The organism is Gibbsiella dentisursi, from assembly GCF_039539505.1.
GTDB lineage: Bacteria > Pseudomonadota > Gammaproteobacteria > Enterobacterales > Enterobacteriaceae > Gibbsiella > Gibbsiella quercinecans.
Genome location: NZ_BAABDG010000007.1, coordinates 577,222 through 591,259 on the forward strand (window position 1 = coordinate 577,222; position 14,038 = coordinate 591,259).

Consider the following 14,038-nt stretch of genomic DNA (forward strand, 5'->3'; position numbering starts at 1 on the left):
ACCTCATTTGCTGTATCTACAACTATAAATTGCAGAGAACAGAAATATGAATACCAATACAAAAAATCATGCTCAGCCAGAAAGAAGCACCAAGGATTTGGTTAAGGCGGCCGTTTCAGGCTGGCTGGGCACAGCGCTGGAGTTTATGGATTTCCAGCTCTATTCACTCGGGGCAGCATTAGTTTTTCATGAGATATTTTTCCCAGAACAATCCGCCGCCATGGCATTAATTCTGGCGATGGGGACTTACGGCGCGGGCTATATTGCCCGTATCGTCGGCGCCTTCTTCTTTGGCCGGATGGGGGATACGATCGGCCGCAAAAAAGTCTTGTTTATTACCATCACCATGATGGGGATCTGCACAACGCTAATCGGCGTGCTGCCCACCTATGCACAGATTGGTATTTTCGCCCCGCTGCTGCTGGTCTTGCTGCGTATTATCCAGGGGCTGGGGGCCGGCGCGGAAATTTCCGGCGCCGGTACCATGCTGGCCGAATATGCGCCGAAGGGCAAACGCGGGATTATTTCTTCACTGGTGGCCATGGGCACTAACTGCGGCACCCTGTCGGCCACGGCAATTTGGGCCATCATGTTCGTCTTCCTCAGCAAAGAAGAGCTGTTGGCCTGGGGCTGGCGCGTGCCGTTCCTGGCCAGCGTGGTGGTGATGATCTTCGCCATCTGGCTGCGAATGAACCTGAAAGAAAGCCCGGTGTTTGAAAAGGTTAAAGAAGATACGGCAGACAGCATCGCCACCCAGGCCATTGCCGATAAAACCCACTCGCTTGCCGCTATGTTCAGCAGCAAATCATTCTGGCTGGCAACCGGGCTGCGTTTTGGCCAGGCGGGGAACTCGGGGCTGATCCAAACCTTCCTGGCCGGCTATTTGGTGCAAACCCTGCTGTTTGAAAAAGCAATCCCCACCGATGCGCTGATGATCAGCTCTGCCATTGGTTTTATCACTATCCCGCTGCTGGGTTGGATATCCGATAAAATCGGCCGCCGCGTGCCTTACATCATCGTCAATATCTCCGCCATTCTTTTGGCCTACCCGATGCTGTCGATGATTGTGGATAAGAGCAACAGCGTGAACGTGATCATGGCTTCCATCATCATTATCCATAACGTCGCCGTGCTGGGGCTGTTCGCGTTGGAAAACATCACCATGGCGGAGATCTTCGGCTCGCGTAACCGCTTTACCCGCATGGCCATTTCCAAAGAGGCGGGCGGATTAATCGCCGTCGGCTTCGGCCCGGTGCTGGCCAGCATTTTCTGCACGCTAACCGATTCGTGGTGGCCAATCATGGCCATGGTCATCGGCTACTCGGTGATTGGCCTGGTGTCTGCGCTATTGATGCCGGAGGTTCGGGATCGTGATTTGAGCATCCTCGAAGACGCCGCGGAGATCAAACCCGAAGCGGCCGTGAAACACGGGGTACAAAAAAGCTACTAATACGTGCTGCGCCATGACCTCACCCCAGCAATTCATGAATGTCATCATCAAACCACGTGCTGCCGCAGACTGATTTCTGCGGCAGCACGGCCAGTAAAACGAGTGTGAAAAAATGAAAAATAACCTGTTATCAGCAAACGCCATTGTTCCACATTACGATCGCAACCAATTAAAGCCGCGGATTGTTCACCTCGGCTTTGGCGCCTTCCACCGCGCCCACCAAGGGGTATATGCCGATCTGCTGGCCAGCGATCATGGCAGCGACTGGGGATATTGCGAAGTTAACCTGATCGGCGGTGAGCAACAGATTATCGATATCAAGCAACAGGATCTGCTGTATTCGGTGGCGGAAATGGACAGCGATGGCTGGCGCGCCCGCGTCGTCGGTGTGGTCAGGCAGGCGCTGCACCTTAACGTGGACGGCCTGGAGGCGGTACTGGCCGCCATGGCGCAGCCAGAAGTCGCCATCGTCTCGCTGACCATTACCGAAAAAGGCTACTGCTACCGGCCAGCAACCGGGCAGCTCATCGCCGATCACCCGGCGATCCAACATGATATCGCCAATCCTAACCAGCCACAGACGGCACCGGGCCTGATTTTAGCCGCGTTGCGCCTGCGCCGCAGCCGTGGCCTGCCGGCGTTTACCGTGATGTCCTGCGACAACATGCCGGAAAACGGCCACGTTACCCGCAACGTTATCACCCAGTTGGCGCAGCATCAGGATAGCGAACTGGCCGATTGGGTGCGGGAAAACGTCAGTTTCCCTTCAACCATGGTCGATCGCATCGTCCCGGCCGTTACGCCGGAAACCCTGCAGCACCTGGAAACCCTGTTGGGCGGCGTGGCCGATCCGGCCGGCGTGGCCTGCGAACCGTTCCGCCAGTGGGTCATTGAAGATAATTTCCCCCAGGGCCGCCCGGCATGGGAGAAAGTGGGCGCGGAACTGGTGCCCGATGTGCTGCCGTATGAAGAAATGAAGTTGCGGATGCTCAACGGCAGCCACTCCTTCCTGGCCTATCTGGGCTATCTGGCCGGTTACCCGCACATCAATGACTGTATGCAGGACGATAACTTTGCCGCTGCCGCCCGCCGGCTGATGCTGGAGGAACAGGCCCCGACCCTACGCACCGAGGGGGTGGATCTGGCGCGCTATGCCGATTCATTATTAGCGCGCTACCGCAACACGGCGCTCAAACACCGCACCTGGCAAATCGCCATGGACGGCACGCAAAAACTGCCGCAGCGCATGCTGGATTCCATTCGCTGGCACTTGGCCAACGGCAGCCGCTTTGACTGCCTGGCATTGGGCGTGGCCGGCTGGATGCGCTATGCCAGCGGCAAAGACGAGCAAGGGCAGCCGATTGAAATCAGCGATCCGCTGCGTGATGAGATGGCCAGCCGGGTGGCGGGCAGCGAGGACGGGCCGGCACGCGTGCAGGCGCTGTTGCAGATGGAAAGCGTATTCGGCCGCGATCTGCCGGAAAACCCCACCTTTGTTAACAACGTAACGGCGGCTTATCAGCAGTTGCTGGCGCTTGACGCCAAAAGCGCGGTCGCCAGACTGGCGGCGCAATAACCTTCGCCAAGCAGCCCTGCGCCCGCCGTAAATACGGCGGGCAAGCGAAATACGGGAGAAATATTATGCCTCAGATCACGACACACTCGGCAGCGTTTGCAGCTAAAGGAGATACGGCACTACTACGGCGCGTTGCAGGCGCTTCCGCTATCGGCACGGCGGCTGAATATTATGATTTTTTTGCCTACGGCACCGCTGCCGTATTGTTTTTTGGGCAGTTGTTTTTCCCTAATGCCGATCCCTTAATCAGTACCCTGGCCGCCTTTGCCACCTACGCGGTCGGTTTCCTGGCCCGCCCGTTAGGCGGGATTGTCTTTGGCCATATTGGCGACAAGGTTGGGCGCAAAAAAGCATTAGTCATTACCATCCTGATCGTCGGCCTGGGCACATTTTGTATCGGGCTGCTGCCAACCTATGAAAAAATCGGCATCCTGGCACCGATTGCGCTGATTTTTATCCGTATCTTGCAAGGGTTTGGCGTGGGCGGCGAGCAGGCCGGCGCCGTCCTGATGACCGCCGAATACTCGCCCCCTGCGCGGCGCGGCTTTTTCTCCAGTTGGGTGCAAATCGGCGCGCCCGCCGGCTTCCTGTTGCCTTCCGGCCTGTTTGCCCTACTGACCACTTTATTATCGCGGGAAGAAATGCTGGACTGGGGTTGGCGTATCCCCTTCCTGCTCAGCCTGCTGCTGGTGATCGTCGGGCTATTTATTCGCCTGCGGATTGATGAATCACCGGTGTTTGCCCAAATCCGCGCCACCAAAGCGGTGGAAACACGCCCCGTGGTAGAAGTGATCCGCAACTTCCCCGGCCTGATTGCCAAAGGCGTTTGCGCCAAACTGATTGAAGCCTGCGCCTTCGCCATGTTCACCGTGATCGTCCTGGCCTATGGCAAGGCCAACAATCTCAGTGAAAGCATCCTGCTGGAGGCGATGATCGTCGCCGTGGTGCTGGAGATTTTCGCTATTCCACTGATGGGGCATCTTTCCGACAAACTGGGGCGCAGGCCAATCTATATCGCCGGTGCTCTATTGCAAGTGGTCTGCATTGTGCCATTTTTTATGGCCATCAACCTGGACAACTATTTCATCACCCAGATCGCGATGATCGTGGTGCTGACGCTGGGCCATAGCTTGTGCTATGCCCCACAGGCTTCCTATTTTCCTGAGCTCTTTCCAACACGCATCCGCTGCAGCGGCATCGCGCTCATCTGGCAAATTGGCTCGCTGATTGGCAGCGGGGTGCTCGGCCTGATTGCGGTGAAAATCCTGCAGATGACCGGCGGCCATTATTACGGCCTGGCAGGCTATATGATAGTGCTAGGCGTGGTATCCGCGATTGGGCTGAGCCGGATGCCGGAAACGGCGCCGCTGCGGCGGGGCCAGGAATACCAGGATTGGCACTATTAACCGTGCACTATCTAACCCGCAGGCGCATGAAACCGCCCGCACGGCAAAGAGAATCTGCTAGTATGGTTGCATTCAAAGAGCTCTGGACATTACGCGTTACCATGCCTGAATCTTATAACCTGACCAATAATGTGCCGGTCAACCAGCAGATCTACCAGTTTTTGCGCAAGGATATCGTCGAGTGCACCATCCCTCCTGGGACACTGCTTTCCGAAAAAGAAATTTCCACGCGCTTTAACGTTTCACGCCAACCGGTACGAGAAGCCTTCATCAAACTGGCAGAGGCCGGGCTGGTGCAGATTTTGCCGCAGCGCGGCACCTTTGTGATGAAGATATCGGCCAAACGCGTGGCCGACGGGCGTTTTATCCGCCAGGCGGTGGAGTGCGCCATCGTGCGCCGGGCCGCCACCAGCATTACGCCACAGCAATTAATGCAGTTGGAGCATAACTTACATCGCCAGACGCTGGCGGCGCAGAATCACCAGATCCGCGAATTCCTGGCGCTGGATGACGCATTTCACCAGTCGCTGACGCAGATCGCCAATTGCCCGTTAGCATGGGAAACCATCGAAACCATCAAGGCAACCATGGATCGGGTGCGTTTTCTTAGCCTGAGCGAAGTCTCGCCACCGGAAAGCCTGATCCTGCAGCACCACCGAATTTTCGACGCGCTGAAAGCCCACGATCCTGACAACGCCGAACGCGCCATCCATGCCCATCTGCAAGAGATGATCTACTCCATCACACCGATCAGCCAACAAAACAACACGTGGTTTGAAAGCGAATAACCACCGCCGCCCTTCCCTTTTAGGGCGGTCTGGTCACCCATGTCCAAATAACTGGACACTCGTCATGATAATTTCGCTTTGCAAAATGGCATTTCCCGACGATCGCATCTATTGTTTCTCCTGGTTATCGGGATTTCATTAATCTTGTTTTAGCGGCTTCAACCACTGCTTTTTCATAACGCCGTAACCTTTACACCTGTCCTCTTGGGGTGGATATACAGCATATATGATGGCCACCCGGCCCAAGACGACAAGCGCAATGACCTGTGGCGGCGGTAAGGAAAAAGCCAAATCGGGAGTTAATCATGACTGATATTGCACAGTTATTAGGTAAGGAAGCGGAAGACCTGTTACAACACCGCTGTACCACCATCCCTGCAGAAAATCTCTACCTGCCTGGCGCCGACTTCGTTGACCGGGTAATGATCGATAACAACCGCCCGAACAGCGTGCTGCGCTCGATGCAAACCCTCTACAACCACGGCCGCCTGGCCGGCACCGGTTATCTTTCCATCCTGCCGGTCGATCAGGGCGTGGAACACTCCGCCGGGGCGTCCTTTGCCGCCAACCCGCTGTATTTTGATCCCAAAAATATCGTTGAACTGGCGATTGAAGCGGGCTGTAACTGCGTTGCCTCTACTTACGGGGTGCTGGCGGCCGTCTCGCGCCGTTATGCGCACAAAATTCCGTTCCTGGTCAAACTGAACCACAACGAAACCCTAAGCTACCCAACCCAATACGATCAAACGCTGTACGCCAGCGTTGAGCAGGCGTTCAACCTGGGTGCTGTCGCCGTCGGCGCCACCATCTATTTTGGTTCCGAGCAGTCGCGCCGCCAGATCGAAGAAATTTCCGCGGCGTTTGAACGCGCGCATGAGCTGGGCATGGTCACCGTGCTGTGGGCCTATCTGCGCAACCCGGCGTTCAAAAAAGACGGGGTGGATTACCACTCCAGCGCCGATCTGACCGGCCAGGCCAACCACCTAGCCGCCACCATCGGCGCCGATATCGTTAAGCAGAAAATGGCGGAAAACAACGGCGGCTATCGCGCCATTAAATTCGGTTATACCGACGATCGCGTCTACGACAAACTCACCACCGATCACCCTATCGATCTGGTGCGTTACCAACTGGCAAACTGCTATATGGGCCGTGCCGGGCTGATCAACTCCGGCGGCGCTGCCGGGGATAACGATCTGCATGAATCCGTACGCACCGCTGTGATTAACAAACGTGCCGGCGGCATGGGCTTGATCCTGGGGCGCAAGGCGTTCAAAAAATCCATGAAAGACGGCGTGGCGTTGATTAATGCGGTGCAGGATACTTACCTGGATCAAAGCGTTACCATCGCCTGATATACCCTTCATGCAACTCGAATCATTTGGGGTATAACCGCAATTTGTCGGCTACATTTGGCCCAGCAGCATTGCTGGGCCTTGTTGTTTCCAGGGGATGAGAAAGCACGGCCAGCCTGCCGTTTCCCCTGTTCCTACCCCCGCCGCCACGCTCAAGCCAGCCCCCTTTTGTTACCAATGCCACCAACCGCTTAACATCCCATTCTTAACCTTATTTTTCTTTCACTATAAACTTTCAAAATAAAATATTTATCTTTCATGTTGTGATCTATTTAAAATAAATGGATAAGCAAAATGATTACTGTAAGGGCCATGGCGACAGAGCCGCTGTCCGCTCCGGGCCATACCGTCCATTACAGGAGAAAAAAATGATTGAGCTAATAACCCACGGCGCCGAATGGTTTATCGGCCTGTTTCAGAAAGGCGGTGAAGTGTTTGTCGGCATGGTGACCGGCATCCTACCTCTGTTGATCAGCCTGCTGGTCATCATGAATGCCCTGATCAAATTTGTCGGCCAGGATCGTATCGAACGCTTGGCGCAGCGCTGCGCGGGTAACCCATTCTCGCGCTATCTGCTGCTGCCGCTGATCGGTACCTTCGTTTTCTGCAACCCAATGACCCTAAGCCTTGGCCGCTTCATGCCGGAAAAATACAAACCCAGCTACTACGCCGCAGCTTCCTACAACTGCCACTCAATGAACGGCTTGTTCCCACACATCAACCCCGGCGAACTGTTCGTTTACCTCGGCATCGCCAGCGGCCTGACCACCCTGGGGCTGCCGCTTGGCCCGCTGGCGGTGAGCTACTTCCTGGTCGGCCTGTTCACCAACTTCTTCCGCGGCTGGATCACCGATCTCACCACCAGCCTGTTCGAACGCAAGATGGGCATCCGCCTGGATCGCCAGGTTCAACTTTAATCCGTGGAGTGCATCATGAGTGCTTATATCCGTATCGAGAAAGGTGAAAGCGGCTGGGGCGGCCCACTGGAGCTGCCGATAGTGCCGGGCAAGAAAATCGTCTATATCACCGCCGGTACCCGCCCTGCGATCATCGATCTGTTAAGCGATCTCACCGGTTGGCCGGCGGTAGACGGCTTCAAAGAAGGTGAACCGCCGGCGGAAGAAATCGCCCTGGCCGTCATCGACTGCGGCGGCACCCTGCGCTGCGGCCTGTACCCAAAGCGCCGTATCCCAACGATCAATATCCACGCGACCGGCCAATCCGGCCCGCTGGCGCAGTATATTCTTGAAGATATCTACGTTTCCGGGGTGCGCGAAAACAACATCCGCCGTATCGAACGCCAGGAAGGCGAAGCGGCGGCCGTTGCGGCGCCGGTAGCAGACGCCCCCAAGGCCCGCGATTACGATACCAGCAAGAAAATCACCGAACAGAGCGACGGCCTGCTGGCCAAAGTGGGGATGGGGATGGGCTCGGTGGTGGCGGTGTTCTTTCAGGCCGGGCGCGACACCATCGACACCGTATTGAAAACCATACTGCCGTTTATGGCGTTCGTCTCTGCGCTGATCGGCATCATCATGGCCTCTGGCCTGGGCGATTTCATCGCGCACGGCCTGACGCCGCTGGCCAACAGCCCCATCGGGCTGGTGACGCTGGCGCTGATCTGCTCCTTCCCGCTGCTTTCTCCGTTCCTTGGCCCAGGCGCCGTGATCGCTCAGGTGATTGGCGTGCTGGTCGGCGTGCAGATCGGCCTTGGCCATATCCCGCCGCAGCTGGCGTTGCCGGCGTTGTTTGCCATTAACGCCCAGGCCTCGTGCGATTTCATCCCGGTGGGGCTGTCGCTGGCGGAAGCCAAGCAAGACACGGTGCGCGTTGGGGTGCCTTCCGTGCTGGTGGGCCGTTTCCTGACCGGCGCCCCTACCGTGCTGATTGCCTGGGCGGCTTCGGCCTTTATTTATCAGTAACTTTCACTCTGCAGAGAACGTGCTATGAACACTATTTTCCAAACCACTATCACACACATCGGCGGCTGCGCACGTGACGCACTGCAGGACGATATGTTGATCACTTTCCGGGAAGGCGCCCCCGCCGATATCGAAGCATTTTGCTTTATCCATCAGCACGGCAACACCACCGGCGAACTGCAGGTGGGCGGCGTGATGGAGCTGGCCGAGCGGCGCTACCCGATCACTGCGGTCGGTAGCGTCGCCACCCAGAACCTGCGCGAACTGGGCCACGTTACGGTGCGTTTCGACGGTGAAGCGTTAGCGGAATTCCCCGGCTCAATCCACGTATCCGGCCCCACGCCGGCAGATATACCGTTAGGCAGTACGCTGAAATTTATCGCATAAGGAGTAGACCATGTCTGAAGTAGCTGTAGTGATTGGCGGTGGCCAAACGTTAGGCGCGTTCCTTTGCCAAGGCCTGGCACAGGCCGGTTATCGCGTGGCGGTGGCCGATCTGAATGCCGACAACGCCCATCAGGTGGCACAGCAAATCAATGAAGAGTATGGCGCAGGCAGCGCCGTGGCGTTCCAGGCCGACGCCACCGACGAAGCCAGCGTCATCGCGCTGGCCCAAGCGGTGGATAACGCCTTCGGCGGGGCGAATCTATTGGTGTACAGCGCCGGTCTCGCCAAGGCGGCGCCGATCACCGATTTCCTGCTGGGGGATTTCGATCGCTCGCTGCAGGTTAACCTGGTGGGGTATTTCCTCTGCGCCCGCGAGTTCTCACGCCTGATGATCCGCGACGGCGTGGCAGGCCGCATTATTCAGATCAATTCAAAATCCGGCAAGGTCGGCAGCAAGCACAACTCCGGCTACAGCGCCGCCAAGTTCGGCGGCGTGGGGTTGACCCAGTCGCTGGCGCTCGATCTGGCGGAATACGGCATTACCGTTCATTCACTGATGCTGGGCAACCTGCTGAAATCGCCGATGTTCCAGTCATTGCTGCCGCAGTATGCGCAAAAGCTCGGCATCAAACCGGAAGAGGTTGAACAGTACTATATCGATAAGGTGCCGTTGAAACGCGGTTGTGATTACCAGGACGTGTTGAACACATTGCTGTTCTACGCCAGCGATAAAGCCGCGTACTGCACCGGCCAGTCAATCAACATCACCGGCGGCCAGGTGATGTTTTAACCCTAACGCCCCGGCCGCGATTGGCCGGGGCACACATTCAGGAGCAACCATGAGCAGCGCCTTGATTACCTTCGCTATTATCGCCTGGCTGATGCAAATCGCCCTCGGCTGGTGGCAGTTGCAACGTTTCAACCGTGCATTCGAACGGCTTTGCCGGCTTGGTGCCGTCGGCATTGGGCGCACCGGCGGCCGGATGCGCCCACGCGTGGTGCTGGCGCTGGCGTTTGACGCCCAACAGCGGGTGTGCGGCAGCATGATTATGCGCGGCCTGACCATCTTCGCCCGCCCCAAACCCCTTCCCCGCCTGCATGGTTTACATCAACGGGATTTACGCCCGGATGTGATCTTCCCTAAGGATCGACAATGCCAAATAGCACTAACGTTAGCGATCGCACCGAAAACATGATATTTTCACATTAAAAGACATTACCTTTCATAGTGAATACTTCGCTGGAGGGAATGTTTAACTCTTGTGAACAGGAATCGCTATGAAACCAAAGCAGCGGCAGGCCGCCATCCTCGAGTATCTACAGCGGCATGGCAAAACGGCGGTAGACGTTTTAGCCGAACATTTCTCCACCACCGGCACCACTATCCGTAAGGATCTCACCCTGCTGGAGGAGGAAGGCGCGGTTATCCGTACCTACGGCGGCGTAGTGCTCAGCCGCGATGACGGCGATCAGCCCATCGATCGCAAAACCCACATCAATACCGAAAAAAAACGCCAGATTGCCCATGCCGCCGCCAAACTGATCAACGACGGCGATTCGCTGATTTTCGACGCCGGCAGCACGGTGCTGCAAATGGTGCCGCACCTGGCGCAATTCAACAATATCACGGTAATGACCAACAGCCTGCACATCGTTAACGCGCTGGTGGAACTGGATAACGATCAAACCATCCTGATGCCAGGCGGCACCTACCGCAAAAAATCGGCATCGTTCCACGGCAGCCTGGCGGAATCCGCCTTTCATCAGTTCAGTTTTGATAAGCTGTTCATCGGTGCCGACGGGGTCGACCTTAACGCCGGCGTGACCACCTTCAACGAAGTACACAACGTCAGCAAGGCCATGTGCGAAGCCGCCGGCCGCATCATCCTGCTGGTGGATTCCTCCAAATTCGGCCGCAAAAGCCCAAACGTGGTATGCGAATTGGGCATGGTTGATACCTTAATCACCGATAATGACATTCCCCCGGATTACCTCACCGCCCTGCAGGAAAGAGGGATCAAGACCATTCTGGTTGGAGGCCGCAATGCGTAAAGCCGATGCGCTACTTAATTTTGCCCGCGAAACCCTGGAGATCGAACTGGCCGAAGCGCAGCGCCTGTTGGCCCGGCTGGACGGCAACTTTGTGCGTGCCTGTGAGCTGCTGCTGCACTGCCGCGGCAAAGCGGTGATTTCCGGCATTGGTAAGTCTGGCCATATCGGCAAGAAAATCGCCGCTTCACTCGCCAGCACCGGCACGCCGGCCTTTTTCGTCCACCCAGCAGAAGCGCTGCACGGCGATCTGGGCATGATCGGCAAACAAGACGTGGTGATTTTTATCTCTTATTCCGGGCGCGCCAAAGAACTGGATTTGATCCTGCCGCTGCTGGCGGAAAGCCAGATCCCGGTGATCGCCATTACCGGCGGTAAAGAATCGCCGCTGGCGCAGGCTGCCGCCTGCCTGCTGGATATCAGCGTGGAGCGCGAAGCCTGCCCGATGGGCCTGGCCCCCACATCTAGCGCCGTCAACACGCTGATGATCGGCGACGCGTTAGCCATGGCGCTGATGCGCCAGCGTGGTTTCAACGCCGAGGATTTCGCCCGTTCACATCCCGGCGGCAGCCTGGGCGCCCGCCTGCTTAACCGCGTGCACCACCTGATGCGCACCGGCGATCGCCTGCCCAAAGTCAGTGAAGATGCCGACGTGATGACTGCCATGCTGGAGCTAAGCCGCACCGGGCTTGGGCTGGTGGCGGTATGCGACGCACAGCAAAAAGTCGTGGGGGTGTTTACCGACGGCGACCTGCGCCGCTGGCTGGTCAAAGGCAACTCGCTTAACGACAGCCTGGCCCCGGCGATCACCAGCCCCGGCTACCGCCTGCCGGAACAGTGGCGTGCGGGCGAGGCGCTGGAAGCGCTGCATCAGCAACATATCAGCGCCGCACCGGTGGTTGATCTGGATGGCGTGCTGGTTGGCGCCATCAACCTGCACGATCTGCATCAGGCCGGAATTGGCTAACCGCCCTCTGCCCAACGCCGAAAATACTCCCTCTCCCTTTGGGAGAAAGCCGGGGTGAGGGAAAAAACGCCCCAGGCCAACTCTACCCCCTCTCCCTTGGGAGAGGGCCGGGGTGAGGGGGAAAAAAGCCCCAGGCCAACTCTGCCCCCTCTCCCTTGGGAGAGGGCCGGGGTGAGGGGAAAACCCCCTACCCCCTTCCACTGGCGGAAACCAGAATGGAAACCGCAATCACCACCAGGCATGGAAATGATGCACCGGGCCAATGCCGTGCCCGACCTCCAGCGTATCCGCCTGTTCCAATGCCTTTTGCAGATACCCCTTGGCTGCCGCCACCGCCTCCGCCCAGTTAGCATGGCGTGGCCGCAACGCCGCCAGCGCCGCAGAGAGCGTGCAGCCCGTGCCATGAGTGTGGCGCGTGGCAACGCGCGGCGCAGTGAAACGCCGCTCCCCTTCGGTGCTAAACAACCAATCCGGGCTTTCCTGCTCGCTCAAATGCCCGCCCTTGATCAACACCGCTTTGCACCCTAGGGCCAAAAGCGCTCTGCCCTGCTCGCGCATTTGCCGTTCGTTTTCCGCCGGGGCGCAGCCTAGCAAAGCGGCGGCCTCCGGCAAGTTCGGGGTAATTATCGCCACCTGCGGCAAAAGAAGCTGGCGGATGGCCGCCACTGCCTCCGGTGCCAATAAGGGATCGCCGCTTTTAGCCAGCATCACCGTATCCAGCACGACAAAAGGCGGCTGATAGTGGCGCAAACGTTCCGCCACTGCCTGCACGATCTCGGCATTGGCCAACATGCCTATTTTGGCGCTGTCGATACGCACATCGCTCAGCACGGAATCCATCTGCGCCGCAACAAATTCCGGCGCGATGTTATACACCGACTGCACGCCACGCGTATTCTGCGCCACCAGCGCGGTAATCACGCTGGTGCCGTATGCGCCAAGCGCCGAGAAGGTTTTCAAATCTGCCTGAATACCGGCGCCACCGCTGGGATCGGTGCCTGCAATCGTCAACGCATTAATCCGTTTCATTGCAGATCCTCCGCGCACAGTTGGTACAACGCATCAAGGAAGGCCGGCGTAAAGCTGCCTGGCCCCGCCGCTATCGCGCAGGCCCGCTGACCGCATAACGCCATCACTCGGCAGGCCGTCGCGACGTTATCAAGGCGCGCCCCCGGCAGGCTACAAAACGCCGCCGCCACCGCAGACAGTGAACAGCCGGTACCCACGACCCGTGTCATCAGCGCATCGCCGCCGGTTACTGCCCAACTGCGCACGCCATCCGTGACATAATCAATTTCGCCGGTTACCGCCACCACGGCGCCGCTGGTACTCGCCAGCGCCTGCGCAGCGGGCAGTGCTGCCAGTGAATCGTCGGTGCTGTCTACCCCGCGCCCACCGCCCCGCTGGCCGCTCAGCGCCATAATTTCCGATGCGTTACCGCGAATTGCCGCCGGCTTTAGCGTTAATAATTGCCGGGCAAACTCGGTGCGATAGCGCAACCCGCCCACCGCCACCGGATCCAGCGCCCAGGGGGTACCCGCCTGGTTCGCCGCCTTAATGGCGGCCAGCATAGCTGCTGCACTGGCTTCGGTTAACGTGCCAATATTCACCAGTAGCGCGCTGGCAATGCCGCTGAACTCCGCCGCTTCGCTGGGCTCTACCACCATCGCTGGCGAAGCGCCTAACGCCAACAGTACATTGGCCGTTAACGACTGCACGACATCATTGGTCAGGCAATGCACCAGCGGTGGATGTTGTTTGAATTGGTGGAAACAGGCCGCGGCGCGTGCGCCGGGTAAGGTATCTGGTCGAGCGTTCATAATCCTCCCAACCGGCGTTCAAGAAGGCGGGCACCGGTTGGGGCACCGAGACTTCCCTACGCTGGCATTATCCAGTTCAGGTAATACGGGTAAAATCTCAGCCAATGCGCATTGCACAAAGGCACCCCGAGTCTTTGATAAATCTGTAAATTTTCACTTAAAACTTTATTAAGTTCTAAACAGGATACTGCCAGCGGCAAGGGTTGTAAATCATTGGTGGCGTATGGCAGGATAGAGAAAGCTTGGCCATAACGTAGATAAAAACAATGCCAAGCATGCAGGTATGTATACAAAGATGGCACTATCAGATTTTTATGC

General features: G+C 57.6%; 14 protein-coding genes and 1 riboswitch. Of the genes, 12 read left to right on the top strand and 2 right to left on the bottom strand.

The annotated features are described in order from the left end of the window. The first annotated feature begins 46 nt into the window (after positions 1–46). From ABFX35_RS16825 to gutQ, 12 genes are all read left to right on the top strand, one after another. The gene (locus ABFX35_RS16825) at positions 47–1,450 is read left to right on the top strand and encodes an MFS transporter (protein ID WP_346082239.1); all 1,404 of its coding nucleotides are present in this window, start codon (positions 47–49) and stop codon (positions 1,448–1,450) included. A gap of 112 nt (positions 1,451–1,562) precedes the next feature. After that, positions 1,563–3,026, top strand: coding sequence for a mannitol dehydrogenase family protein (locus tag ABFX35_RS16830; protein WP_346082240.1), 1,464 nt, complete (start codon positions 1,563–1,565; stop codon positions 3,024–3,026). A 65-nt stretch (positions 3,027–3,091) separates the two neighbouring features. Next, entirely contained in the window at positions 3,092–4,432 is a 1,341-nt protein-coding gene (locus ABFX35_RS16835; RefSeq protein ID WP_346082241.1) for an MFS transporter, read from the top strand. Positions 4,433–4,533: 101 nt separating this feature from the next. Beyond that, the gene (locus tag ABFX35_RS16840) at positions 4,534–5,220 is read left to right on the top strand and encodes a GntR family transcriptional regulator (protein WP_346082388.1); all 687 of its coding nucleotides are present in this window, start codon (positions 4,534–4,536) and stop codon (positions 5,218–5,220) included. Between the two features lie 305 nt (positions 5,221–5,525). Then, entirely contained in the window at positions 5,526–6,575 is a 1,050-nt protein-coding gene (gene fbaB, locus ABFX35_RS16845; RefSeq protein ID WP_095847728.1) for a class I fructose-bisphosphate aldolase, read from the top strand. A gap of 368 nt (positions 6,576–6,943) precedes the next feature. Beyond that, positions 6,944–7,492 (top strand): PTS glucitol/sorbitol transporter subunit IIC, encoded by a 549-nt coding sequence (gene srlA, locus ABFX35_RS16850; RefSeq protein WP_095847727.1) that lies wholly within the window; start codon positions 6,944–6,946, stop codon positions 7,490–7,492. Positions 7,493–7,507: 15 nt separating this feature from the next. Next, the gene (gene srlE / locus ABFX35_RS16855; protein WP_346082242.1) at positions 7,508–8,497 is read left to right on the top strand and encodes a PTS glucitol/sorbitol transporter subunit IIB; all 990 of its coding nucleotides are present in this window, start codon (positions 7,508–7,510) and stop codon (positions 8,495–8,497) included. A 24-nt stretch (positions 8,498–8,521) separates the two neighbouring features. After that, on the top strand, positions 8,522–8,884 hold the full coding sequence (gene srlB / locus ABFX35_RS16860; protein WP_095847725.1) for a PTS glucitol/sorbitol transporter subunit IIA: 363 nt from the start codon (positions 8,522–8,524) through the stop codon (positions 8,882–8,884). A 10-nt stretch (positions 8,885–8,894) separates the two neighbouring features. Next, positions 8,895–9,674, top strand: coding sequence for a sorbitol-6-phosphate dehydrogenase (srlD, locus tag ABFX35_RS16865; protein WP_279025861.1), 780 nt, complete (start codon positions 8,895–8,897; stop codon positions 9,672–9,674). A gap of 49 nt (positions 9,675–9,723) precedes the next feature. Then, positions 9,724–10,080, top strand: a complete 357-nt coding sequence (gene gutM / locus ABFX35_RS16870; protein ID WP_346082243.1) for a transcriptional regulator GutM — start codon at positions 9,724–9,726, stop codon at positions 10,078–10,080. 82 nt (positions 10,081–10,162) lie between these two features. Continuing rightward, positions 10,163–10,936, top strand: a complete 774-nt coding sequence (srlR, locus tag ABFX35_RS16875; protein ID WP_346082244.1) for a glucitol operon DNA-binding transcriptional repressor SrlR — start codon at positions 10,163–10,165, stop codon at positions 10,934–10,936. Continuing rightward, on the top strand, positions 10,929–11,900 hold the full coding sequence (gene gutQ, locus ABFX35_RS16880; RefSeq protein ID WP_346082245.1) for an arabinose-5-phosphate isomerase GutQ: 972 nt from the start codon (positions 10,929–10,931) through the stop codon (positions 11,898–11,900). Before srlR ends, gutQ begins: the two co-directional genes overlap by 8 nt. Positions 11,901–12,128: 228 nt before the next feature. On the opposite strand, the gene thiD is transcribed toward gutQ, so the two are convergent. Together thiD and thiM are read right to left on the bottom strand one after the other, a co-directional pair. Continuing rightward, positions 12,129–12,929, bottom strand: coding sequence for a bifunctional hydroxymethylpyrimidine kinase/phosphomethylpyrimidine kinase (thiD, locus tag ABFX35_RS16885; RefSeq protein WP_346082246.1), 801 nt, complete (start codon positions 12,927–12,929; stop codon positions 12,129–12,131). Then, positions 12,926–13,720 carry a hydroxyethylthiazole kinase gene (gene thiM, locus ABFX35_RS16890; RefSeq protein ID WP_346082247.1) on the bottom strand — a complete coding sequence of 265 codons (795 nt, stop codon included), beginning with the start codon at positions 13,718–13,720 and terminating at the stop codon, positions 12,926–12,928. Before thiM ends, thiD begins: the two co-directional genes overlap by 4 nt. Before the next feature lie 36 nt (positions 13,721–13,756). Further along, positions 13,757–13,859, bottom strand: a riboswitch (TPP riboswitch). Positions 13,860–14,038: the final 179 nt, after the last annotated feature.